Origin of the sequence: Acinetobacter sp. RF15B, from assembly GCF_007558235.1 — a bacterium.
Taxonomy (GTDB): Bacteria; Pseudomonadota; Gammaproteobacteria; order Pseudomonadales; family Moraxellaceae; genus Acinetobacter; species Acinetobacter lwoffii_C.
This window is the reverse complement of sequence record NZ_VLSR01000008.1, coordinates 13,380-37,382: the sequence shown is the minus strand read 5'-3', so window position 1 is coordinate 37,382 and position 24,003 is coordinate 13,380. Positions and strand designations below refer to the sequence as shown.

19 protein-coding genes and 4 tRNA genes are annotated in these 24,003 nt (G+C 45.2%); 14 read left to right on the top strand and 9 right to left on the bottom strand.

From position 1 onward, the window contains the following. The first annotated feature begins 4 nt into the window (after positions 1-4). The 3 genes from E2K74_RS07860 to E2K74_RS07850 all read left to right on the top strand — a co-directional run bounded on the left by E2K74_RS07860 (position 5) and on the right by E2K74_RS07850 (position 5,613). Positions 5-2,191, top strand: coding sequence for a carboxy terminal-processing peptidase (locus tag E2K74_RS07860; RefSeq protein WP_151206991.1), 2,187 nt, complete (start codon positions 5-7; stop codon positions 2,189-2,191). Positions 2,192-2,569: 378 nt separating this feature from the next. After that, positions 2,570-4,624: a putative bifunctional diguanylate cyclase/phosphodiesterase gene (locus E2K74_RS07855; protein WP_151206990.1), complete on the top strand. Its 2,055-nt coding sequence runs from the start codon at positions 2,570-2,572 to the stop codon at positions 4,622-4,624. A gap of 344 nt (positions 4,625-4,968) precedes the next feature. Continuing rightward, positions 4,969-5,613: a hypothetical protein gene (locus E2K74_RS07850; protein ID WP_151207129.1), complete on the top strand. Its 645-nt coding sequence runs from the start codon at positions 4,969-4,971 to the stop codon at positions 5,611-5,613. On the opposite strand, the gene E2K74_RS07845 is transcribed toward E2K74_RS07850, so the two are convergent. Next, positions 5,610-6,803, bottom strand: a complete 1,194-nt coding sequence (locus E2K74_RS07845; protein ID WP_151206989.1) for an MFS transporter — start codon at positions 6,801-6,803, stop codon at positions 5,610-5,612. The genes E2K74_RS07850 and E2K74_RS07845 overlap by 4 nt on opposite strands. 980 nt (positions 6,804-7,783) lie before the next feature. On the opposite strand from E2K74_RS07845, the gene E2K74_RS07835 reads away from it, so the two are divergent. Genes E2K74_RS07835 through E2K74_RS07825 form a run of 3 tightly spaced genes read left to right on the top strand, consistent with a single transcriptional unit; the run spans position 7,784 to position 10,695 of the window. After that, entirely contained in the window at positions 7,784-8,911 is a 1,128-nt protein-coding gene (locus E2K74_RS07835; protein WP_151206988.1) for a Re/Si-specific NAD(P)(+) transhydrogenase subunit alpha, read from the top strand. An 11-nt stretch (positions 8,912-8,922) separates the two neighbouring features. Next, complete coding sequence (locus E2K74_RS07830; RefSeq protein WP_151205399.1) at positions 8,923-9,246, top strand: proton-translocating transhydrogenase family protein; 324 nt, start codon at positions 8,923-8,925, stop codon at positions 9,244-9,246. A gap of 3 nt (positions 9,247-9,249) precedes the next feature. Then, positions 9,250-10,695, top strand: a complete 1,446-nt coding sequence (locus E2K74_RS07825; protein WP_151206987.1) for an NAD(P)(+) transhydrogenase (Re/Si-specific) subunit beta — start codon at positions 9,250-9,252, stop codon at positions 10,693-10,695. Positions 10,696-11,113: 418 nt separating this feature from the next. On the opposite strand, the gene E2K74_RS07820 is transcribed toward E2K74_RS07825, so the two are convergent. The 6 genes from E2K74_RS07820 to rnr form a co-directional block, all read right to left on the bottom strand. After that, positions 11,114-11,998, bottom strand: coding sequence for a DMT family transporter (locus tag E2K74_RS07820; protein ID WP_151206986.1), 885 nt, complete (start codon positions 11,996-11,998; stop codon positions 11,114-11,116). A gap of 57 nt (positions 11,999-12,055) precedes the next feature. Further along, a complete protein-coding gene (locus tag E2K74_RS07815) occupies positions 12,056-12,484 on the bottom strand; it encodes a hypothetical protein (RefSeq protein ID WP_151206985.1) in 429 nt (142 codons plus the stop codon). Positions 12,485-12,499: 15 nt separating this feature from the next. Continuing rightward, a complete protein-coding gene (locus tag E2K74_RS07810; RefSeq protein ID WP_171478860.1) occupies positions 12,500-12,709 on the bottom strand; it encodes a YheV family putative zinc ribbon protein in 210 nt (69 codons plus the stop codon). Positions 12,710-12,750: 41 nt separating this feature from the next. After that, positions 12,751-14,805, bottom strand: coding sequence for a M3 family metallopeptidase (locus E2K74_RS07805; protein ID WP_171480667.1), 2,055 nt, complete (start codon positions 14,803-14,805; stop codon positions 12,751-12,753). Positions 14,806-14,967: 162 nt separating this feature from the next. Further along, entirely contained in the window at positions 14,968-15,414 is a 447-nt protein-coding gene (locus tag E2K74_RS07800; protein WP_227548021.1) for a hypothetical protein, read from the bottom strand. Between the two features lie 88 nt (positions 15,415-15,502). Further along, on the bottom strand, positions 15,503-17,950 hold the full coding sequence (gene rnr / locus E2K74_RS07795; protein WP_151206983.1) for a ribonuclease R: 2,448 nt from the start codon (positions 17,948-17,950) through the stop codon (positions 15,503-15,505). Positions 17,951-18,212: 262 nt separating this feature from the next. Here rnr and E2K74_RS07790 point away from each other — a divergent pair. From E2K74_RS07790 to E2K74_RS07765, 7 genes are all read left to right on the top strand, one after another. Next, positions 18,213-18,302 (top strand) — tRNA-Ser (locus E2K74_RS07790). A gap of 14 nt (positions 18,303-18,316) precedes the next feature. After that, positions 18,317-18,393 (top strand) — tRNA-Arg (locus E2K74_RS07785). A 47-nt stretch (positions 18,394-18,440) separates the two neighbouring features. Continuing rightward, positions 18,441-18,517, top strand: a tRNA-Arg gene (locus E2K74_RS07780). 518 nt (positions 18,518-19,035) lie between these two features. Further along, positions 19,036-19,112: transfer RNA gene (locus E2K74_RS07775), tRNA-Arg, on the top strand. Between the two features lie 382 nt (positions 19,113-19,494). Next, the gene (locus tag E2K74_RS14580) at positions 19,495-19,677 is read left to right on the top strand and encodes a hypothetical protein (RefSeq protein WP_151212476.1); all 183 of its coding nucleotides are present in this window, start codon (positions 19,495-19,497) and stop codon (positions 19,675-19,677) included. 229 nt (positions 19,678-19,906) lie between these two features. Continuing rightward, positions 19,907-20,404 carry a YcxB family protein gene (locus E2K74_RS07770; protein WP_151206982.1) on the top strand — a complete coding sequence of 166 codons (498 nt, stop codon included), beginning with the start codon at positions 19,907-19,909 and terminating at the stop codon, positions 20,402-20,404. 26 nt (positions 20,405-20,430) lie between these two features. Further along, a complete protein-coding gene (locus tag E2K74_RS07765) occupies positions 20,431-21,072 on the top strand; it encodes a fumarylacetoacetate hydrolase family protein (RefSeq protein ID WP_151206981.1) in 642 nt (213 codons plus the stop codon). A 477-nt stretch (positions 21,073-21,549) separates the two neighbouring features. Here E2K74_RS07765 and E2K74_RS07760 read toward each other — a convergent pair whose 3' ends face one another. Continuing rightward, positions 21,550-22,797, bottom strand: coding sequence for a YihY family inner membrane protein (locus tag E2K74_RS07760; protein ID WP_151204921.1), 1,248 nt, complete (start codon positions 22,795-22,797; stop codon positions 21,550-21,552). Positions 22,798-22,909: 112 nt separating this feature from the next. Here E2K74_RS07760 and wrbA point away from each other — a divergent pair, with 112 nt between their 5' ends. After that, entirely contained in the window at positions 22,910-23,506 is a 597-nt protein-coding gene (wrbA, locus tag E2K74_RS07755; RefSeq protein WP_151206980.1) for an NAD(P)H:quinone oxidoreductase, read from the top strand. A gap of 46 nt (positions 23,507-23,552) precedes the next feature. On the opposite strand, the gene E2K74_RS07750 is transcribed toward wrbA, so the two are convergent. Next, positions 23,553-23,924, bottom strand: a complete 372-nt coding sequence (locus E2K74_RS07750) for a hypothetical protein (RefSeq protein ID WP_161982786.1) — start codon at positions 23,922-23,924, stop codon at positions 23,553-23,555. Positions 23,925-24,003: the final 79 nt, after the last annotated feature.

Here is a 24,003-nt window from a genome sequence, read left to right as displayed (position 1 = left end):
ATTTATGAAATTTCAAACATTAGCTTGTGCAGTTGCGATTGCAACAGGCGGATTATTTTTCACCCATGTCGTAAATGATGCGATTGCTGCCAATAATACCGAAGTGGTCAGCAAGGTACTCCAGCCGACTCAAGAGCAGGCTTTGGTATCTCGTCAGCTGGCAAGTCTGGTAGACCGTCAACACTATTTGAATATGCGGCTGGATACACAGACCTCTCAACGTATCTTGGACTTTTATATTGATAGTCTTGATGCAGATCACAGCCTGTTTCTGGCCTCTGAAGTTGAAGACTATAAAAAACGCTTCGGAGCGAATTTTGGAGCCAGTCTGAAAGCAGGTAATCTGGCTGGCCCTTATGAAATTCATGAGAAATACCGTGAGCGTTTGGGGCAGTTCTACACGTTCATGCTGGAAGAGCTGAAAAAACCGCAAAACCTGCATCAATCCAATGTTTATATTGAAACTGACCGCGAGAAGTCACCGTTCTTTAAAACAGAGGCTGAACAGCGCGCGCACTGGTCGAATATGCTGGTTTCTCAGCTGATCAATCTGACGATTAGTAAAGAAGAAGAACAGGCGAAGCAAAAGGCATTAAAGGAAAATCCTGAACTGGCCAATGGTCAGGATCTGACTGGACCGGAAGATTTGACCCCAGCACAGACGCTGACCAAACGTTATACCCGTCAGTTAGAGCGTTTGAGCCGGATCAAGAGTGATGATGTACTCGACAAAACGCTTAATGCCATGATGTTGACGTATGACCCGCACAGTAACTATTTCCCGCCAGTCGATGCGATGGAGCTGAATCGTCAGACCACCCTGCAACTGGAAGGGATTGGGGTGTCAATTCGCCCTGAACGCGGCAATGAAGATTACACTAAGATTGAAACTATTGTCGAAGGTGGTCCTGCTAGCAAGTCAGGTCAGGTTAAATCAGGTGACCGTATTATTGGTGTGGCGCAAAATGGCGAACAGATGGTGGATGTCATTGGCTGGCCAAGCAATGAGATTGTGGGTCTGATTCGTGGTAAGCGCGGCACCAAAGTCAGCTTGCGTCTTTTGGGGGCTGGTGCAACCATGGGACAGGCGCGTAATGTGACGCTGGTACGTGATGTCATTCAGGAAGAAGATGCCGGGGTGCGAACCCGTACGGTAGACATTCAACGGGATGGTAAACGCTATCAATATGGTGTGATTGAAATCCCGTCTTTCTATCTGAATTATCGTGCCCGTCGTGCAGGAACGGACTATCGTTCTGTCTCGGAAGACACCAATAAAGCCTTAAAAGAGCTGGCTGCAAAAAATGTAGCCGGGATCATTGTTGACCTGCGTAACAATCCGGGCGGTTCGCTGGAAGAAGTGGCACGTATGTTAGGTCAGGTGATCAAGTCTGGTCCGGTCGTCCAGATTCGTGATGGTAACGGTAATGTTAGCATTTTTGAAGATGATGACGGCGGCGCACAGACCTATGCTGGTCCGTTGGCGGTCATGGTAAATCTGGCCTCTGCATCTGCCAGCGAAATCTACTCGGCGGCGATTCAGGATTATGAGCGTGGGATTGTGATTGGCAGTACCACTACAGGTAAGGGAACTGCACAGGTGCAACTGGATTCCCTGGCTCATGGTCAGGCGACCTTGACCCAGCGTAAATTCTACCGGGTGACCGGGGGAAGTACCCAGAACAAGGGGGTGATTCCGGATATTAAACTGGTGGATATTTATAATGAAGAGTTTGGTGAGCGTAAAGCGAAGAATGCCCTGAAATGGGATACCATTCCGACAGCTCCGTTCAAACGTGAAGGTGTGGTGCAAAAATATGTACCGGAACTGGCTAAGCTTTCACAGCAACGTGTATACCAGAATCCGCAGTTTAAATATATGGAACAACGTAAACAGATTATGAAAAAAGCGGATGAGCAAAAGCGTGTAGTGCTGGACCTGAAACAGCGTAAGGCAGAGCTTCTGGCCATAGAGCAGCAAACCTTGGATGCTGAAAATGTACGCCGTAGCGCCACTGGTCTGAAGCCTTATCCAAACTGGGAAAGTTATCAGGCTTCTATGGATGCCTTAATTGAGACACGTGCCAAAATGAAGGCCAAAGACCGTCCGGCCTTGCCTGAGGAGGAAGCGTTTGTGATCGAAGCTGCCAATGTCTTGCATGATCATGCAAAATTGCAGGGTAAATCCTAAGTTAAAATTTCTAAAAGCAGCCTGTGGATACAGGCTGTTTTTTATAGTAGAAACTATATAAAAATTAGAAGGATAAATGCTATTTATATAAGCAAAAAGAAAAAAACTGTGACTCTAGTCGAATAATTCAAGTGAATTTTTTAGTTTTAAGCATTTGCTAAAGTCCAAAAGCCTCCTAATATATTCAGGATATTTTCTTCCTTGCAAAAGTATGGATATTTAGAATGGCAAGGCTTATTTAAAATGAAAAAAATAGGGTAGTGATTGCCTTCTAGATGGGAGGAAAATTCTATTTAAATAGAGCAGATTGAGCTGGATGGATGTGGCAAGACAGGTGCAGAGCAAAATAAAAATGATAGGTCAAATGGAACACTGTAAATGATGGATATGCATTATGATGTGAACTTGGCCTTGGGATCAGCATTGATGGCTCTGGTGATGTGCTATTTTGCTGTTTCATTTGAGCAGAAATTGCTGGGCAGCCAACCGCTTGAATCTAAAAAAATGCTCATACTCGGGGCAGGTGCCTTGTTTACTCTGGCGATCTGGTCAGTTCACTTTATTGGTCTTGTTGCAGGCCAGTGGCCAGTTCAGCTGAATATGAATTTTAAACTGAATATTATTTCGTGTCTGATTGCCTTTACCAGCTCAAGCCTTGCTGTCTGGTTGATCAGTTGCCAGATTTTTCCCTTGGCCCGTCTACTCCTCAGTGCCATCGTGATGGGACTCGGTATTGCCGGTTTGCATTATATTAGCATGAGGGGGTTAAGCATCGACCATTACAATAGTGCTTATGATCCGCTCGTCATGCTTTGTTCGGTGCTGGTGGCTATCGCGGGATCGGGGCTGAGCTTCTGGATCGTCTATAAATACAGGTATTCCAACTCCCCCATTCTGATCCGGTTTATGGCTGCCAGTTTTTTTACCCTTAGCCTAATTGGACTGCATTATGGGGGCATGGCCGGCGCCAGTCTTTCTAGCGGGGCTGAGCAGCTTAAGCCGATTAATTCTTTCAGCGTCGAGGTTTTGCTGGCCCTCGCTTTGATCAGCAGTCTGATACTGTTAGGCGCCCTAAGCGTGGCAATATGGGAATCTCGTCTCAACTATCGCAACCTGCAACTGGCCTGGGCCAATAAAGAAATTGAGAATCGGGGTATTCAGGATACTTTGACCCAATTACCCAACCGTTTATATCTGACTGAATATGTGCAGCAACTATTTTCTGCGCAGCAGCCTCAGCAGAAGTTTGCCTTTTTATATATTGATCTGGACCGCTTTAAAGCGGTGAATGATGTCTTTGGCCACCTGTCTGGAGATCAGTTATTGATCCAGTTCAGTCACCGTATTGATTCTTTGCTCGATGAACATACGCAGTTACTGCGCATAGGCGGTGATGAGTTCCTGCTGGTCATGGAAAATACCGCTGTTGAGCAGGCTTCAAACATGGCGGAACAAATACTAGAGCAGATTCAGGATGGTTTTCTGATCAATGGCAAAACGATTAATATTTCAGCCAGTATCGGTATAGCCTTATATCCACAACATGGCACCAATCTACAAGATCTTCTGGTCAATGCAGATACCGCTATGCTGAATTCCAAATATCAGGGCCGTAACACCTATTCGCTATTCAATTGTTCTTCTGAACAGCATGAAAATAAAAGCCAGTCCAAACTGATTAATGATTTATATAAAGCGGTAGAAGAGCAGCAATTTATTCTATTTTATCAGCCAAAATTTAATTGCGATGATCAGATTTGTGGGGTAGAGGCCCTGATTCGTTGGCAGCATCCCTTACATGGCCTGCTGGAGCCGAGTATGTTTATTGGTGGTGCTGAAAAAACCGGCCTGGTGATTCAGATAGGATATTGGGTCTTGGAACAGGCCTGCAAGCAGATTCAGCTCTGGGAGAAAAGTAAAACTGATTTTTTCCCGCTGGCGGTGAATTTATCTGCAGTCCAGTTTGAGCATAAGCACCTGTGCAGTACACTGGAGAAGCTCTTAAAAAAATACGCTATTCAGCCTGGCCATCTGATGATCGAGATTACTGAAACCACTGCGATGCATTATATTGATGCCAGTATCCGGACCCTGGAGCAATTACGCAATATGGGGATTCAGTTGGCGATTGATGATTTTGGTACCGGACATTCCAGTTTTTTATATCTGAAAAATTTGTCCGTTGATGAGCTGAAAATTGATAAGGAATTTATTCAGGGGCTGACTGAAGGTTCAAAAGAAGAAATGATTCTGGAAAGTATTATCCAGTTGGCCAACAAGTTAGGTTTAAAGGTGACAGCAGAAGGGGTAGAAACGAAACAGCAGGCTAATATCCTGATCCGCCTTGGTTGTCAGCAGATGCAGGGCTATCTGCTGGGTAAGCCGATGACTGTTGAGCAGCTTGAAGCATGTAATTTTCTCGGCTTGGATTAGAGTTTGCAAGGCCGTCCTATGCTGGGCTTTTCTGTCTTCAACTGTTCAGTCCTCCTTCCAATTATAATTAAATACGGTATAGAGCATTGGGTAGACAGAATCAGTTCAATCTATAACTGAAAATTTAGCCCACAATTGGATTGAATAACAACCGGCTAGCGCTGTAAATCAGCCTGATTCCAGACTAAACGGTGTAACTTCAGATTAGCCTTCATCTTTTGATGCAACTCGAAAGAGACAACAGACAGGACGAGTAAAAATAAACTAGCAGTCACGTATTAACAGTATATTTTTATATTTTTAAGGCTAAGATAAAGAAAACGAGACAAATAAGGAGAATAATGGTGTTATTACTGGAGGAAATTTATAAAATCAAAAAACCTCAGTATTCCCAACATTTTAATTTGCGAGTTCAGCGAGGATTAAGCTGGTTAAAGAAGTCGATTGAGCTGGATCAGGAGCTGGAATTTAAGTTTATCAGCCTATGGATCAGCTTTAATTCTATTCATGCCCATGAAGGTGCGGCCAATCCGGAGCAGCATTGCCTGCATCAATTTCTGGGACAGCTTTGCCAAAAAGATGTGGACCAGAAGCTGAGCCATATTGTCTGGGAGAAATACAGTCAGCCAATTTTATCCCTTTTGGACAGCCCCTATACTGATCAGGGTTTCTGGGATTATCGCCATCATAAAATCAGCCTGCAAAGTTGTCAGGAAGCATTGGCCCAGCAAAAACACCAGCTGCAACAAACGCTGCAAGAGCGTAATTTAAGCAAAATTTTATTTGCAATTTTTAATCGTCTATCCACCTTACATCAACAAATGTTGCAGGGAGGCACTACCTGTCATAGTGCGCTGAATCGAAAACAGTTACAGGATGGCTGCCGGGTTCTAGCCGCCTTAATGCCGGTCTTTATCCATATCCTGCTAGAAAATTCGGCTACGCTGGATTCGGGCAAGCCATTTTATCCGGCTGTACAAATGAGTTAATGTTGAGTCCGTATGCGAGATTGTTGCCATTGATCAAGCATTATAAACAGGATAGCGCCGAGGGCCAGGCCAAGGCCGAATAGACAGGTCATCTTCCAGCCACCGTGATGCCAGGCATATACACCAAGTGCAGAACCACAGGCGCCACCAACAAAATACAAGGTCATATAAATAGAGTTAAGGCGTGATTTGGCATCTGGGCGTAACTGAAAAATCACGTTCTGATTGCAGCTATGGATAATCGCCAGGCCGAGGTTAATCAGGGCATAGCCGAGTATATAACTGATTAAGAACATGCCGCCAAAATATAAAAATAACCAGCTTCCGGCCAGAAGCGAACCGCCCATCCAACTCAGCTGCTTGATATACCCCCGATCAGCCCATCTGCCAATAAACCGTGTCGACAGTGCACCAAAGACACCCACTATAGTCACCAGACCGACTGTTACATCCGAGAGGAAGAACGGTTGCTGGGTTAACAGTAAGGCAATTGTAGAAAACAGCATACTCATCGCGGCAAAGGCACAGGCCCCGATTAGCGAGCGAAGTAGCAAGCGTGGTTCCTCACGCAGTAAAAGTCCCATGGACTTGAAAATAACGCCATAAGTCAGGCGCATACACGGCATATTCGGCAGTTGACCTTTCAGATAAACACCTAAAACCAGCAGTAATATGCTGCTCAGGGCATAAATCGTTTTCCAGTGAAACAGTTCAGAAAGCAGTCCCGAAATACTGGTGGAAAGCAGAATACCCACCAGTAGGCCACTCATCAGAAAACCCACCACTTCTCCAGTTTTTTCCGGTTTTACCGCCATCGTGGCCAAAGGAATTAAAATCTGCGCAGCCACCGAAAATAATCCGGCAAGCATCGTCCCGATCCAGAGCATAGGCAGGTTGGTGGCCATGGCACAGATCAGCAAGCCCAGGGCTGCACCAAACATTAACCAAGGGATTAATCTGGTTTTATTCAGCATATCGCCCAAAGGTACAATAAACAGCAGGCCTAGGGCATAGGACACCTGGGCAATGGTCACGGTAAGAGCCACCTGAGATTCAGGTACCTGATAGTATTCCTGAATGGAAGAAATTAAAGGTTGAGCATAATAGTTGGCCCCGGCACATAAACCGCATGCAATCGCCATCAGCCATAAGAGGGATTTATTTTGACTGATATCGAGAGAGGGTTGCATAACAGGTACCTTATATGAGAGGGAAAGCAGCCGCAATTGCAGCAAAAAATACAGAAATTGCAGATACTATAGACCAGAAATTTGAATGCTAAAGGTAGCAAATATAACTAGAACTGTAACGCAAATGGAGATTGTTAAACTGCTTAAACGAGTCTCTACGCGGGATTTCGACAGATCAGAGTTAATTAAGCGGATATATTTCCAGCAGGAACAGGAGAGATAGCTCCCATGCTACTGAACTTATAGAAAGCTGCCGGGCTTGTTGTAGAGTAAAAAACAAAAACTGGATCACTCTTCGCCCAACTTTGGTGCAAAAGAGCAGGAATAGAGATTTAACCTGGGGGTTGAGTATTAATTCAGAAAATAGTTCAGAATATTTTTTTCAATTGTCCAGCCTTCAGTTTTAGACTTACATCGCATGCGTCCAAGTCATAGAAATAAGCCGGACTTATCACCATTAATTCATATTTTTTATAAGTAAACGCCTAAAAAGTTATAGGAAAACAGAAGGTTTTTATGCAAACGTCTTTGCTGGAAAGATCAGTCCAAAGTTGTCAAAAAAGTCAAAAACTCAACCCCACATGCCGGAAAAAGTACCCTATTGAGGGCTTTAGCAGAGCTTTGGGAAAATATCTGGCCCAGCTAGAAACATCAATTTTTTTGTCAGAATAATCAATGTAACAAAATAAATCAGAATACTGGCGGTGCTTAAAAGACAAGAACGCCGGTTTATTCTTCAAAAAAATAAATATCGTTTATAAATTCGGCAAATCAAAACATAAGGCCGAACTGAAGAATATTATATGAAACCATCATTTTTATGAATCATCAGTTCAAAATATGGGTATTTATTAAATAAATAATAGGTAGTATTTTCTAGAAGTTTATTTAGAATCCAAAAATTCAACAAAAACACATCCTGAGGGGAAACATCGTCAATCACGATGTTTACTTAAGAAAAATTAGCTTGAGGAACGCTCATGCAGATTGGAATTCCAGCCGAAACTGTCATCGGTGAAAATCGCGTCGCTGCGACGCCTGAGACAGTAAAGAAATTGATCAGCGCTGGTCATAGTGTGGTGATCGAACGTGGTGCAGGGCTAAAAGCTGCCTATATCGACAGTGCCTATGAGCAAGTTGGCGCCAAAATTACGGATGATGCCTACACCGGTAGCCAGATGATTTTGAAAGTTCGTGCACCGAAAGGTGAGGAAATTCAGAAGTTGTCTGCCAATACCACGGTGGTGGCAATGTTTGATCCATACCGCAATACCGAGCTTGACCAGTTCGCGGCACAGAATGTGTCTGCATTTGCACTTGAGCTTTTGCCGCGGACTTTGTCCCGTGCGCAAAACATGGACGTATTGTCTTCGCAAGCCAACCTTGCAGGCTATAAGTCTGTGCTTTTGGCGGCTGCTGAATACCAGCGCATGTTTCCAATGCTGATGACTGCTGCGGGTACGGTGAAACCTGCACGTGTGGTGATCATGGGGGTCGGGGTGGCTGGTCTGCAAGCGATTGCGACCGCGAAGCGTTTGGGTGCCGTGGTGGAAGCAACGGATCTGCGTCCAACTGCAAAAGATCAGGTCGAGTCTTTGGGTGGTAAGTGGCTGGATGTACCTATGTCAGCCGAAGAGCAGCAAAAAGCGGCAGATGCTGCCAAAAATGGTTATGGGTGGATACCGGGTGAACAGTACATCCAGGATCAGGCCATTATTGTCGATAAAGCGGTATCAAATGCAGATATCGTGATTACCACTGCGCTATTGCCAGGCCGTGATGCACCGCGTTTAATCCGAGCTGAAACTGTAGCCAAGATGAAACCGGGTTCCGTGATTCTGGATATGGCGGTGGAATCCGGCGGTAATGTTGAGGGTTCAAAGTGCGGTGAAACTGTTGTCACTGAAAACGGTGTGAAGATTCTGGGTGTTCCCAATATTCCATCAACGGTATCGACTGAAGCATCAGCGCTCTACGCACGTAACGTCTATAACTTTGTAGAAACCCTTTTTGATGCTGAGAAGAACTTTGTTCTGAATCAGGAAGATGAAATTCAAAAAGCCCTACTTGTCACTCACGGCGGCCAAGTGCTGTTAAAACGTGGTTAAGGAGCAGACTCATGGTTGAAACAATTACGATTTTTGTCCTGGCCATCTTCGTGGGTTACTACGTGGTTTGGGGCGTAACTCCTGCACTGCATACCCCCTTGATGGCGGTAACCAATGCCTTGTCTTCGATTATTATCGTGGGCGCAATGATCCAAACCGTTGGCTTGCCAATGGTGGGCGTAGAAGGCAGCGTACATTTTCAGACCATCAATGTGGTCAGTGTACTGGGTGCGATTGCGGTATTTCTGGCCAGCATCAACATTTTTGGTGGCTTTGCCGTGACTGCACGGATGCTGGAAATGTTCAAACCGAAGCAAAAGAAGAAAGAGGGCTAATCCATGGAATTTATTAAAGACTATGCGGATTGGTTCTACCTGGTAGGTGCCGTACTTTTCATCTTAACGCTACGAGGCTTGTCGGGTCCTAAAACCGCGATTGCAGGTAACCGCTACGGCATGATTGCCATGGCAATTGCAGTGATCACCACTTTCTTTGTGGCTGATAATCCTGTGATCTGGATGATTGTTGGAGCTATGCTGCTGGGTGGGGTTGTAGGAATTGCGCGTGCACGTACTGTGCCCATGACTCAAATGCCGGAAACAGTAGCTTTGATGCACTCTTTGGTGGGTCTGGCAGCGGTACTGATTGCTGTCGCCGCGATTATCCATAACAACAAGCTGGCTGAACTGGGTCCAGACCTGTTGGCAGCCAATGGTGTGACTTTCCATGAAATGAGCAAGGTTCATTTATTTGAACTGTTTGTAGGCTGTTTCGTGGGAGCGATTACCTTTACTGCATCTGTATTTGCCTACGGTAAACTGGCGGCAAAAAAATGGGCCAAAACCATTTCAGGTGGCTGGGTCAAACCGGTTCAGGCCCTAATCTTTATTGCCATGCTGGCAGCAGGGGTTTACTTCTTCCTGACCGGTAATATGAACGCTTTCTGGATCATGACAGCTCTTGCGCTAGCCTTTGGCTGGGTGTGGATTGCCCCAGTGGGTGGGGGTGACATGCCGGTTGTGGTTTCTCTGTTGAACTCATTCTCAGGCTGGGCAGCGGCAGGCATTGGTTTCACGCTAGAAAACAACATGCTGATTGTTGCAGGTTCATTGGTCGGTTCCTCAGGTGCGATTCTGTCTTACATCATGTGTAAAGCAATGAACCGTTCCATTATCAACGTACTGTTTGGTGGAGCGATGGGTGGCGGTGCTGCACTGGCAGCAGCAGCGGGCGAACAAGTACAGCGTAACCACCGTTCAGGTTCAGCAGATGATGCCGGCTTCCTGATGTCAAATGCGGACAGCGTAGTCATTGTACCGGGTTATGGTATGGCACAAGGCCGTGCGCAAAATGCGGTCAAAGAGCTGGCAAACTTGCTGAAAGAGCAGGGCGTAACAGTTCGTTTCGCGATTCATCCGGTTGCAGGTCGTATGCCAGGTCATATGAACGTACTGCTTGCTGAGGCAGATGTGCCTTATGAGGATATTCTGGAAATGGATGAGATTAACTCGGACTTCCCGGCAACTGATGTCGTACTGGTGATTGGTGCAAACGACGTTGTGAACCCGGCAGCAAAAGATGATCCAAGTTCTCCAATTTACGGTATGCCAATTCTGGAAGCGCATAAGGCACGTACCATCATGGTGATCAAGCGCTCTATGGCCACCGGTTATGCCGGTCTGGACAATGACCTGTTCTATAATGATAAAACCATGATGATCTTCGGTGATGCGAAGAAAGTGGTTGAAGACATGACCAAAGCTATTAACGGGACAGGTCACTAATCTTGCCATAATCCTCTCCCTTCTTTTTAAAGGAAGGCAGAGTAAGACTAAGAACCACCTTCGGGTGGTTTTTTCTTTAATTTTCTCTATGGCTGGCTGAACTAGAAGAGCAAGGCCAAATATAAAAATATTTTTATAGTGCGGCGGGTGGTGCCGATTTTTTATTCCGGTTTTCGCACAGGTCTTCAGTTGCAAGATGCGATAGATTTGTATCCTGTCAACATACAGGTCTGTTGTGAGTAGCAGCGGTGTTCAGTATGGTATAAGGTTTCTTTATCAAAAAATCCAATTTATCTTTTTTTCAAAAAATAGCTCTGATGATCTATTTTTTGAGTGACCGGACACTATAAAACCCGACATGGATATAGTGTAGCTGTATAGTGCGTACAGTCCTAGATTTGAGAGAAATGGGTTTGGTCTAAGAGGATTTAGCCCGGTTAAGTTTGCTTTGTAATATCGGGCTACAGAGTAAGACTGCGCAGAAAATCAGACTCAAGCCCAGCAGGCTGGAAAAATCCGGTACTTCATGCCAGAACACGTAGCCCCAGAGGCCCGCAAAGACAATCGCAATATAATTGACCGGTCCAATCTGTCCTGCAGGGGCCAGTTTATAGGCTGTGGACATAAAGAGCTGGCTGATATTTGCCAGAAGTCCGGCGGCAATCAAATAGCCCAATTCAGTCAGGCTGTAAGGACGCCAGAGCCAAAACATGGGAATGACCGAAATTAAGCTGCCGATCAGGCAGAAATAAAACACAATGCGTTCCGGAGGCTCGGTCTGAGTTAGAGCACGTACCGTCACAAACGCCATGGCGGCCAGAAAACTTGCTCCCAAGCCAATGACAGCCATCAGGTTAAACAGTCCGGTATCAGGTTTGGCCACACAGATGACACCTACCAGACCAATACTGGCAGCGACGATCATACTGGCTGTGACTTTCTCCTTTAAAAATAGCCAGGCAATTAAAGGAATAAAAATAGGAGAAGAATAGGTAAAGACCATGGCATTTGAAAGTTTCAAATGGGCAATGGCATAAAAGAAGCCATACATGGCCATCAATCCGACCACAGAGCGCCAGATATGCATCCAGATTTTTTCTGTTCGGAAAAAACCAACTCCCTTATTTAAAATCAGCGGGAGAAAAATAAACAATCCAACCACATTGCGGAAAAAGACCACAGTGGCATTGTCTACAGTTTGTGAGGCATAGCGGATACATACACCCATCATCGAAAACAGGAAAGCAGAGCAGGTCAGCAACAAAATCGCTTTAAGCAGATGCGAAGTGGGAGGAGTGGGCATGAAACTCAGAGGGCTAGAAGATTGAAACTATTCTAGCCGAAATGGAGTATGAAAGGCTTATTGGCTGTGTGCCAGTTGGGCTTCAAGTAGCTTGATCTGTTCTTCCTTTAACTGAATCAGCTGGTCGGCATCATTATGCTGAGCTTCTAAGGCCGCTTTCTGGTCGTTGAGCTGGGCTTGCAGATCTTCCAGTTTGGCTACTTCTTCTTTGGCCAGTGCAGGCGTGGTCGGAATGGCTGTGTTCATAATATCGTCCGTCACCAGAACCTGGGGCGCTGCGGATTCGTTCTGGCTGCCGGCAGATTCTTGAATCGGCTCAGCCACAGGCGGAGCCGCTGGACGAGTGATCACAGTCTGTTCCTGTTCGGTGGTGGCTGCGGGCGCATGATTTAGCCATTGATAAACCACGACCAATATTGCCACAGCACTTAAAGCCCCAATGATTCCTATCAAAAGTTTAGGATTATTCCTTTGTTCTACTGACATCGCTTGAACCCGATTTTATTTTGCTGAACGAGGTTTAAACTGAACCACACCGACTTCATCCGGAGCAGCTGGTGTTTCAGGTTGATCGATATGCGTCGGGCGGTTTTCTTCATAACCGCACTCGATACATTCAATCCACTCATTTTCACCAGAGGTCAGCATGACAACCCGGTCCAGTGCCTGGCATTTTGGACATTTTGCGCCTGCAATGAAACGACGTTTAATGGTCATCATACTCACCTTGTGATCAACTTAAAAAACCTAGTTTAAGCGTTTTTAGACGCGTTCGTCCAACCTTGATGACGTAGTAATGCATCTATTTTTGGCTCGCGTCCGCGGAAATTGATAAATGCATCAAGTGCCTGATCTTTTCCGCCAACTGCTAGAATATTCTGTCTAAACTGCTTTCCGGTTTCAGTGTTAAAAATACCTTCATGTTCGAAGCGTTCAAAGGCATCACTGGCCAAAACCTCTGCCCATTTGTATGAATAATAGCCAGCTGCATAGCCGCCTGCGAAAATATGATTGAAGCTGTGCTGAAAACGGTTATAGGCAGTGGTAGGCAAGACCGCATATTTTTGACGGATCTCATTCAGGCAGTTCTGAATTTGCTCGGCATTGAGGGCCGGATGGGCACGGTGGATGCTTAAATCAAATAAGGCAAATTCAAGCTGACGCAATGTCTGCATGCCTGACTGGAAAAAACGGGCATCCAGCAAGGATTTCAGCAGCTCTGCTGGTAAGGATGCCTGGGTTTCAATGTGTGCACTGAGCAAGTCCAGACTTTCCTGATCCCAGGCCCAAAATTCCATAAACTGGCTTGGCAATTCGACAGCATCCCAAGCTACGCCGTGAGTCCCTGCCACCGCAATATTGTCGACTTCGGTCAGCATGTGGTGCAGGCCATGGCCAAACTCATGGAACAGGGTGATGACTTCATCATGGGTTAGCAAGGCAGGGCGATTGCCTACCGGTGGGGTAAAGTTACCGACCATATAGCAAATCGGTTTTTGTAGGCCATCTGCGGTTTGCATCCGTGAACGGAAGCCGCTCATCCAGGCACCACCGCGTTTACCCTGACGGGCATACAGGTCGAAATAGAAACCGCCAATCACCTCATCCTGATCTTCCAGTTCAAAATAACGCGCATCTGGATGCCAGACGGGTGCTTCACGTTCAATGACCTGAATGCCGTATAAACGCTTCACAATACTGAACAGACCTTGCAGGATTTTCGGTGCAGGGAAATACGGCTTTAGTGCTTCCTGAGACAGGTTAAACTGCTGCATTTTCAGTTTTTCTGAATAATAACCACTGTCCCAAGGCTGTAAGTCAGTAATGCCATCTTCCGCTGCAATCGCTTTCAGTTCAGCAATTTCTTTTTCAGCCGGGGCACGCGCATGCGCTGCCAGATCACGCAAAAAATCATCTACAGCATCGACACTGGGCGCCATTTTACTGGCCAGAGAATATTCAGCATAATTGTTAAAGCCGAGGAGCGCAGCCATTTCCTGACGCAGACTTAAGATTTCTTCCATCACAGGGGTATTGTCAAACTCAGTCTTATCAGACTGATCTGAAGCACGTGTGGTATAGGCTGTATAGATTTCCTCGCGCAGATTGCGGTTTTCAGCATGGGTCATAATCGCCAGATAAGACGGAAAATCTAAGGTCGCCACTGGCTGATCCAGTTCATGCTGTTTGCCATATTGTTTAAGCAGTTCAATATGGCTTGCCGATAAACCTGCCAGCTCATCTTCATTTAATGGCCGGAAGTAGGCTTGAGTCGCATCCAGCACATGATTGGAAAAGTCCGAAGAAAGCTGGGATAAACGTGCGGAGATTTCTGCATAACGTTTTTTGGCCTCACCTTCCAGAGCGACACCGGACAACTTAAAGTCACGAAGAGCCAGCTTGACTGCACTTTGCTGTGCGGCAGACAGCTTTGCGAACTCAGCTGCATCATGCACATGCTGATAGGTCTGATAAAGGGCCGTATGTTGGCCGAGCTGAGTATAGTATTCACTTAAACCCGGTAATAAGGCTTGATAGACTTCACGGGTTTCGGAATTATTCATCACCGCATTGAGATGCGACAACACCCCCCAAGATTCACTCATATTATTTTCAAGTGTGTCGACATGTTGCAAAATCGCAAGCTGTGCCTGAGCTGACTCCGGTGTTTCAGTGAGTTCATTCAGGAATTTTTGACCTTCAGCAATACAGCTTTCAATCTTTTGTTTGAGTTCTTCTAGGGTAATCTGATCAAATTGTGGAACAGGCAAAGTTGCCTTTTCTAAAGTCATGTTGGTCTGCCAAATTAATTTTCTGTATTGAATCTAGATGTAGGGCCTTTGATTGGGGAAATCAAGGTAGTTAAAGTTTTTTCTCTAGCTTTGTATTTAATATTTTCAATTCTTTATTAATATGTTGCAGTTGTTCAATCAACCCACCCTCAGATGAGGGTAAGGCTGCTAGCTCATTTATATCGATGATGGAAATATTAGTGATTTAGTTTTCCATAAGTTTAGAGGATGTTGATACCAATATGTGGCTTTTATGAGAATAGGATTATTGTCTAAAGCATCTCTAAGGCCGCCGTATTGCCCCCAATCGTATATATAGCTTTGATTGGGTGGAAATACTTTAACTCCATTTTTAAAAATACCAGTTTTAAAATCTTGTTTTTCAGAATTTAATTTTTTAATTCCAAATGCCGCGTGCGGGATCGGTCGATCACTAGATATTTTTACATGATGAGCAATAGATTTTCCAATATTTTTAACATGAAGTTGGATTACAGACTCTGTCCCAGAATGAGGGGTAGCCAGAATAATAATTTGTGGTTGCTGATTGGACTTAAATACTGCGTAGGTTAGGAGTAGAGCCATTAAAGAAGTGATCAAAGTAAAAATAGTTAGGGTATCCATTTTTATAATTTCTGCTATTTTAATATTTTGATTATAGATATAAAAAAGAGCGCCTTAGCGCTCTTTTTTATATTACCCTCGGTGAAAACTATTCACCCTGGGATTTTGCATTGGACTTTTTCTTTTTGGCCTTGGCTTTTTTCTTTACTTTATCTTTAGCCTTTGCTTCAGACTTTGCTGCAGATTTTTTAGCAGGTTTTTGACTGTAAGAGCTGGGTTTTCCTTTAGCTTTTTTGCGTCGTATGGGCTGTTCCCCATCTGCGTTCAGACTGGAGCGCGACTCACGCTCACTTTTGCCAAAGACTTCTTCGGTCGCTGCAGGGCGCGATAGCGGTTTCTTGTCGGCCACACGTGGTGCACGGACACGAATCGCCCGACCTGCATGGGTCAGTTGCTGGACTAATTCAAAATCAATCTTACGTTCTGCCAAATTGACACCGGCTACTTTGATTTTCACCTCATCACCCAGACCAAAGACCTGTCCCCGGTTTTGTCCGATCAGATTCTGACTGGCCTGATCGAAGACGAAGAAGTCATCACCGAGCTGGCTAACATGGATCATCCCGTCAACATACAGGTCTTTGAGCGTGACAAACAGGCCGAATTCAGCAGTGGCGCTGATCACCCCGATAAACTCATCACCCAGATGCTGCTGCATATAGTGACATTTCAGCCAGGTCATCACAGAACGGGAAGCTTCGTCGGCACGGCGTTCTGCGGCCGAGAAATGCTCACCTGCGTCATCTAAAGCGGCACCCGACACCGGATATGGTTTTTGCGCCAGATGGGTCTTGATCGCACGATGCAGAAGCAGGTCTGGATAGCGGCGAATTGGCGAAGTAAAATGCGTATATGCTTCATAAGCCAGACCATAATGCCCCACATTCTTGGCACCATAATAAGCCTGCATCATTGAGCGCAATAACACGGCATGAATACTAGGTGCATCAATCCGGTCCTTGGTGGCTTCAATCACCGCCTGATAATCGGCTTGGGTGGGTTGTTCTGGGAATTGCAGGCCCAGAAGTTTGACAAACTCACGTACTTTCTGAATGCGTGAAAACTCGGGCGCTTCATGGACGCGATACAGCATCGGTACTTCATGCTTGATGGCATATTCAGCCGCCGCGACATTGGCGAGCAGCATGCATTCTTCAATCAGCTTGTGAGCATCATTACGGGTGCGTGGCAAAATTTCCTTGATTCCGCCCAGCTCATCAAAAGTCATATAGGTTTCGACGGTTTCAAACTCCATCGCATGCCGTTCGGCACGTAAGCCTTTAAGCACTTGATAAAGCTGAAACAGCGTGTTGAGCGATTTGCGTACATTACGGTCTTCGGTAATAGCTGTGCTGTCGCCTTCAAAGTATGTAGCCACCTGATCATAGGTCAGACGTGCTTTGGAGTGCATCACTGAAGGATAGAACTCATATCCAGTTACCCGGCCAGCACGTGACAGCTTTAAGTCACAGACCATGCAGAGACGGTCAACATCCGGATTTAAAGAACATAGTCCATTGGATAATGCCTCTGGCAGCATCGGCAAGACAAAATGCGGGAAATATACAGATGTACCACGCTCTTTGGCTTCATCATCCAGTGGCTTGCCTGGACGGACATAATGGCTAACATCGGCAATGGCCACGACCATCCGATAACCACCGCCCGGGCGTTTTTCTGCATATACCGCATCATCAAAGTCACGAGCATCTTCACCATCAATGGTCACCAGCGCCAGATCACGTAAATCGACCCGGCCTTCGCGGTCTTTGGCTGTCGGCTCTTTAAAGCTTTCAGCCTCATGGATGACTTCTTCCGGAAACTCATAGGGCAGGCCATATTCCAGAATGGTTTGCGGAATAATGATTTCAGTATCGGCCCGATCCGCCATCGACTGGACAATATGGCCGGTAGCAAATTCTTCCTTGGTCGGATAACGGTCAATCGCCACCCGGATCGAATCACCGACTTTGACCTGAGCATGCTCGATCAGCTCTTTTTCTAGAGTAATCGGTTGATGGGCATTCGGGGGCGCAGGTTGTACAAAATATTCACCTTCATACTCTGCCACTTTACCGATGACCTGTTTTACGCGGTGTTGCGTAATGTCGGTAATAAAGCCCCAGGCCTTGCCTTTACGGTCAATCGAAGTCTGACGCACCTTGATGCGGTCACCATTAAAAACCTGACGCAGTTCACGCTCAGGTAGAAGTAGGTCGTCCTGACCTGAGATGTTTGCCGTTCCCATCCCTTTAGAGTTGATATATACCGTAGCTTCGTATTCGGGCTGTTCTGTGGCGATCTGGAATTTATAACCATCTTTCATCAGTTGCCCATCACGCACCATGGCGATCATGCGATGACTGAGGGCCTCAATACTTTTTTGATCAGCAATTTCAAAATATTCCACCAGGTCTGCATGGGACTGGGCGTTATTTTTTTCTATAGTTTCGAGAATGAGCGTACGGCTCGGAATCGGGTTCTCATAACGTTCGGCTTCAGCTTTTGCTTCAGGATCGACCCAGTTTTTCATCATGTCTTTAAATTTGTCCTAAGAGGTAGGTTTAGCATAAGTCATGTACGCGCAGACTGCACGTAAATGATTGCAATAATCTATTTAAGCTTTCGGTTGGTGCTGCATTACAGATAATGGGAAACATCCAAGGATTTTCTAGCAAAAAATTGATGAAAACCAGTGAAATTGTTTAAAAAGTATGTAAACGATCAAAAAACTGCATTTTTTTTTCAAGCTGTGCTTGCAGTGCCATGCTGAAATTTGTATTATGGCCGCACGTTACGGTGAGATGGGTGAGTGGCTGAAACCACGTCCCTGCTAAGGACGCATACGGGCAACTGTATCGAGGGTTCGAATCCCTCTCTCACCGCCACGCTTACTTATGTCGCGCTCATAGCTCAGCTGGATAGAGCACTTGGCTACGAACTAAGGGGTCGGGAGTTCGAATCTCTCTGAGCGCACCAATAAGTACAGCAAGAATAACGTATCGCCAATCAGGCAAACAAGTTACGCGCTCATAGCTCAGCTGGATAGAGCACTTGGCTACGAACTAAGGGGTCGGGAGTTCGAATCTCTCTGAGCGCACCAACTTGAACAATCAACCGCTTGCAAAGCGGTTTTTTTGTGCCCAAAATTCACCGTATCCCAAAAAATTCATGCTAAAATAATGCTCAGGCGTTTCCAAGCCTAGATGGCGTGATACAGGCAGCCCAGCGATCTTCTTGTCGGTAAACATACCGTTCAGAGTTTTGAAGCTGGCTGTCCCCAAACATGTCGAGCACTGGTCAGGAAGTAAGAAAATCAATAAATATATTGTCCATGAATCTGGAGCATTCGGTCTGACAAAATGTCCTGAACGTGGAGTCGGTCAATCATGTATTCAGCATCTGAGTACAACCAGTTTTAATTGAATTAAATATGAACTTGGTCAATTCTTGGATTTTGCCAGATATGAGTTATTGCTTTTAGCTCTAAATTTGCAGAAATATTCTTTAAAAAACTTAAATAGGGTTGTATCGTTTAATTACTGTACGTTCAGTTGTAATTTTATTAAAAACACTTAACAACTGATAAAAACTCTATATAATGCACCCCATCAAGACGTCGCGCTCATAGCTCAGCTGGATAGAGCACTTGGCTACGAACTAAGGGGTCGGGAGTTCGAATCTCTCTGAGCGCACCAATCTTGATAAGAATTTTGAAAAAACCGCACATTGATGCGGTTTTTTTTGGTCTAGGTTTTTTAATATTTATACAAAAAATCAATAATAACAACAAACATCAAGATTTTAATTTTTATTGAGTATCACACCTTGCGGCTGATGCCAATCACCCCACTGCTTCACGGTCACCAGTATCTTATTCGGACTGAGAGCCAACCTTCTAGTTTGTCAGCGCGATAAGAAATCGGCGCATCCAGCATCAGGATGCTGATGCGAGGCTCTCCTAAATGACGTTGCATTAGCCCATTTACTTTAAAATTTAATACCGGAATTGGGAGGTAGCTGATATTTCTGCTGAATAGCCGCCTGCTGGTCAATGACTTTGATTGATGTTAGGACAAGATGTCGGACGATGGCTTCGCTATAAAGCTGAGCCTTAGACTGGCGCTGATCTTAACGGTCGGTAAAAGAATTCCGGTGGCTATGCATAAATCAGGCGAACTGCGCCAGTCAATTCAGCCAGTTACTGGGCATTGCCCTGAAATATATCAAGCTTACTGGGCAGACTGGCTGTACATAAGATAATGTTTGCAAAAGCAGATAGGGGTATCGGGAATACGCTACTAATCACTAAATAGGGTGTTAATCTTTTCATTCCATCGCCTAGGCAAGTGTTTTTGATTTAATGAGGATTTGTCTAAACTAAAATCCTGTTATTTCCAAAGCAAAGTTATGTAATTAAGCGCATAAGCCATGAGTTTTAAGCATATTTTGTTATAGTATGGAACAGGATTATATTTTTTGATGTGACGCTATGACTGAGTCAGCACCAACCTTATCGACCCGCTATTTTCTGACTCTGGAGGAGTCTCAAGATGGATTTGCCTTGGCCACTTTTGGCAAAAAGCAGATCAGCCGTTTTCTGACCCCTTTGGTCAGTATCGGGATTATTATCTGGGGTTTTTCCATGGGTTTTGATGGGGTCGGGCGCTATTATGTGGCACTCGGGGCCTTTTTCCTGATATTGCAGGGAATTATGCGTTACTGGTTTTTACCGATGATGTTCAAACGCCAGTTTATTAAATATCAGTTTGGCAAAAGTGAGCAGGGGATTGATCTGTTTCAGGACTATGCGGCAATCTTTAATAATGGGCGCAGCAAGATCGTGCATTATAATGAAGTACAAACTTTTGCGATGGGTAAACTGACCTATATGCTGGAACTGAAAAACCGTACAGTTATCATTATCCCTAAGCGTGCTTTTAAAGATACAACTGAACAAAGCCTTTTCGAAAATACTTTCAAGCAATAAGACCGATCAAGATAAGGAATCAGATCATGAGTACCCGTCCATCAAAAATTGTCTGTGTGGGTCGCAGCTATGCAGATCATGCCAAAGAATTGGGGAATGCAGTACCTGATCGTCCTGTCCTGTTTATCAAGCCGCCGAGTGCCTTAAGGTCGCTGGATGCGGGAATTACATGGAATCCGGCTTGGGGCAACTGCCACTATGAGTGTGAGTTGAGTTTGCGTATTGATCGCACTTTAACTCAGGAAAGCGATCCTGCCAAAGTATTAGAGGCGATTGGCGCTGTGACGCTTGGCCTGGATTTGACCCTGCGTGACCTTCAGGATGAGCTAAAGAAAAAAGGCCAGCCTTGGGAACGTGCCAAAGCCTTTGATGGTTCCTGTATGCTGGCGGACTGGGTACCTGTAGCGGATGTGATCACGGACTGGAAAGACGTGCAGTATACGCTTGACATCAATAACGAGCGGCGTCAAACAGGCGATACGGCTTTATTGATTTTCGATCTTGCTACCTTACTGGTCGAGATCAGTCAGGTATTTACGCTGGAAGCCGGAGATGTGGTGATGACCGGTACGCCAGCCGGTGTGGCTGCCCTGCAATTCGGTGACCAGCTGAACATGACCCTGAAAGGCAAAGAAAAAGACTATCTATGGTCAACTTTTGTGAAATAAGGCCTGATGTTTAGATCAAGGAGCCAAGAGGCTCCTTTTTTTATGATCATCATGGAATGAGGAGAAGCCGATCGTGGCCAAAGCTATATGCTTTGGGTCAGCGCTTCAATATTTTTAAAGTCTATATTGGATTGTTGCTGCTTTGATCGTGTTTTCCTTCAAGTGAAAAGCAGGTTGTCAATCAACCATTGTCAGGCCTTAGAGGTTAAAGCATCTGCTCTCATGTTTATATTATGTGGCTTCTAGGGATTACAGCAGGTGATCTTAAATCGGCGGCCAGCGATATTACTGCCCTCAGATAGATCGCCTTAGGTTCTGTGCTGATCTTTTCCCTTCTCACAGCCGTAGCTTTATGGGGCGTACATGTGCTTCTGCATAAGCCATTTCTGCCCACTGGTGCTGTAATTGGCTGAAAATCTCTAAAGAGTTAACCTCATAGATCGCAAAACCCCTCTCCAGAGAGAGGGGTTTTCTTGTTTATTTATTCCGGAACAGGTCAGATAATGGAAAACTCAACTTATCTTCCAGATATTGATCGGTGGCCAAAATATTAGAAGAAAGTTTCTGCATCCATATTTCCTCTGCGGCAGGATCATTCAGATGCTGCTTGTGCGGCAGAGGATAAGGCAACTGTAAATAAAAATTCCAGAAACTCACCTGATCCAGGTCACGTACCAGCACATATTGATTATCCTCGGTGCATTTGATCAGATTCTGTTTTTCAAACATATCCACATAGCTAGGCCAGCGTCCAATTTCGTCCTGTCCCAAAACCTCGAGTGCTTCGGCTTCACTGACACATTCACCCGTTTTTTGTTTTTTATAAAATAGTGCCAGTAAATCCAGCAATATAATCATCGGATGGCGTTTGCAGTCACGGCCAGATTCAAAAGCGGTCAGGGCATAACTAATCTCTACGCCCAGCAGGATAATATTCCATGATAGATAAATCCACAGCAGAAAAATCGGTATGGCTGCAAAAGCACCATAGATAATTTCATAGCTGGTAAAGTTGGTCATCACAAAACCAAACAGGTTCTTGAGCAGCTCAAATACGCTTGCACTAAACAGGCCCGCAATCAGAGCGGATTTGATCGGTACACTTCGGTTGGGAATGGTCCAGTTTAAAATAAAAAAACCCAGGACCGTTAAAGAAAAAGAAATGATCCAGAGTAGAAAAGTTCCATTCAATTCATATCCGGTAAAATTATTGCTCAGAACATTGAGTGAAGCCAAAGTTGAGGAAATGACAAAGGCACTGCCCAGTAAAATGGGACCAAGCGAGATAATGGTCCAGTAACGCATAAAACCTATGAGTCCACCACGAGTTTTATTGACCCGCCAGATCCGGTTAAAGGCAGTTTCAATGCTGCTGAGCATCAGGATGGTGGTCACAAATAAAAACAGCACACCAATCACGGTTAAATTGCTGGATTTATCAGTAAATGCACTGAGTGCCTTGTCAAAAGCAATCGTGGTTTTGGGTAAAAAGTTACTATAAATCAGCTGTTGTAACTGTTGTCGGGCTGGCTCCAGGGCTTTAATGGAGGAGATAATGACCAGAAAGACTGTCAGCATAGGCACCACCGCAAATAGGGTGGTATAGGTTAATGAACCCGCCTGTTCCCGGCAACGATCATGTTCAAAGCGGCCAAGGACAAACAGAATAAATTGAAACCAGTGTTTCTCATAAAAAGGTAACTTCTTTATATAATCCAAAATCATCTGTACTCAATCTCGATTTTTCTAGTCATCATGTATTTTCCCTGACCAGCTTAACCAAAAAAGATGCAAAATACCGTATAGTTTTATTTTTTAGTAATGAATAAGAGTCAGCATGCAACCTTATATCCTTGTTTTATATTACAGCAAATATGGCTCGACCAAAGAAATGGCACATTTGATTGCAAATGGTGTAGAAGCCGCAGGCATGGCAGTAAAAATCCGGACTGTTCCAAATCTTGCCACCGTAGTCACTCAGGCGGAACCCAGTATTCCGGCAGAAGGGGATATTTACTGTACGATTGAGGAACTGGCGCAATGTTCAGGTCTGGCCTTAGGTTCGCCGACACGTTTTGGCAATATGGCCTCTGAAATGAAATATTTTTGGGATCAGACCACCAGCCTATGGTTGAATGGAGCCCTGCATGGCAAGCCGGCCTGTGTATTTACCGCATCAGGATCAATGCATGGCGGACAGGAAAGTACGTTGCTGACCATGCTGCCGCCTTTGTTTCATCATGGCATGTTGATTATAGGATTGAGTAATGCAGTGCCCGCCTTATCGAATACCAAAACGGGTGGCACGCCTTATGGTGCCAGTCATGTCAGTGGGCCACGCCATGATCAAGGCTTAAGTCAAGATGAAAAGCTGCTGTGTGAAGCACAAGGCAGACGACTGGCCGAAGTTGCCTTAAAACTGCATCAGGGTTAAGCGTTTAAATTCAAGAGGAAATGAGGAAATCATTTCCTCAACTGGCCTAGTCTGTGTTTTGATTTTTTAGGCTAAACCTATGTTTGCAGTTTAGGCACTGGTAGTCTAAAAAGAGGTTACGGTCTACCGATACACCGGCTTTTTTACCGAGGAAATTGCCTACCACTCCACCAGTAATGCCTACGCTAATGGCTCCGACAAAGGTACCTACCGTACCGCCTACAATCACGCCCAAAGGCCCGGCAACTGTCCCGATGGCGGCTCCAATCGAAGCTCCGGATGCCGCACCTCCTACGGTTCCTGCCGTCGCTCCTGCTGAAGCTAATAATATACCACCGGTTTTTTTTAATAATTGCTCATGGTCGCGTTTTTCGATGTCGGCCGAACCACATTTAGGACATTGCATAGGTTTTTCCATCAACAATTGGTGTTGGTTTATCTAGAGTAGATGACTGTTATGAAGCAAATGAATCAATTATTCATTATAGCTAATGGTA

Bases quoted from the DNA above. Each gene is read 5' to 3' on its own strand.
- E2K74_RS07750 (WP_161982786.1), bottom strand. From the start codon at position 23,924: ATGGAAAAACCTATGCAATGTCCTAAATGTGGTTCGGCCGACATCGAA.
- E2K74_RS07800 (WP_227548021.1), bottom strand. From the start codon at position 15,414: ATGGATACCCTAACTATTTTTACTTTGATCACTTCTTTAATGGCTCTA.
- E2K74_RS07760 (WP_151204921.1), bottom strand. From the start codon at position 22,797: ATGATTTTGGATTATATAAAGAAGTTACCTTTTTATGAGAAACACTGG.
- E2K74_RS07855 (WP_151206990.1), top strand. From the start codon at position 2,570: ATGATGGATATGCATTATGATGTGAACTTGGCCTTGGGATCAGCATTG.
- E2K74_RS07765 (WP_151206981.1), top strand. From the start codon at position 20,431: ATGAGTACCCGTCCATCAAAAATTGTCTGTGTGGGTCGCAGCTATGCA.
- E2K74_RS07825 (WP_151206987.1), top strand. From the start codon at position 9,250: ATGGAATTTATTAAAGACTATGCGGATTGGTTCTACCTGGTAGGTGCC.
- E2K74_RS07860 (WP_151206991.1), top strand. From the start codon at position 5: ATGAAATTTCAAACATTAGCTTGTGCAGTTGCGATTGCAACAGGCGGA.
- E2K74_RS07770 (WP_151206982.1), top strand. From the start codon at position 19,907: ATGACTGAGTCAGCACCAACCTTATCGACCCGCTATTTTCTGACTCTG.
- E2K74_RS07820 (WP_151206986.1), bottom strand. From the start codon at position 11,998: ATGCCCACTCCTCCCACTTCGCATCTGCTTAAAGCGATTTTGTTGCTG.
- E2K74_RS14580 (WP_151212476.1), top strand. From the start codon at position 19,495: ATGTCGGACGATGGCTTCGCTATAAAGCTGAGCCTTAGACTGGCGCTG.
- E2K74_RS07845 (WP_151206989.1), bottom strand. From the start codon at position 6,803: ATGCAACCCTCTCTCGATATCAGTCAAAATAAATCCCTCTTATGGCTG.
- rnr (WP_151206983.1), bottom strand. From the start codon at position 17,950: ATGATGAAAAACTGGGTCGATCCTGAAGCAAAAGCTGAAGCCGAACGT.
- E2K74_RS07815 (WP_151206985.1), bottom strand. From the start codon at position 12,484: ATGTCAGTAGAACAAAGGAATAATCCTAAACTTTTGATAGGAATCATT.
- E2K74_RS07835 (WP_151206988.1), top strand. From the start codon at position 7,784: ATGCAGATTGGAATTCCAGCCGAAACTGTCATCGGTGAAAATCGCGTC.
- E2K74_RS07830 (WP_151205399.1), top strand. From the start codon at position 8,923: ATGGTTGAAACAATTACGATTTTTGTCCTGGCCATCTTCGTGGGTTAC.
- wrbA (WP_151206980.1), top strand. From the start codon at position 22,910: ATGCAACCTTATATCCTTGTTTTATATTACAGCAAATATGGCTCGACC.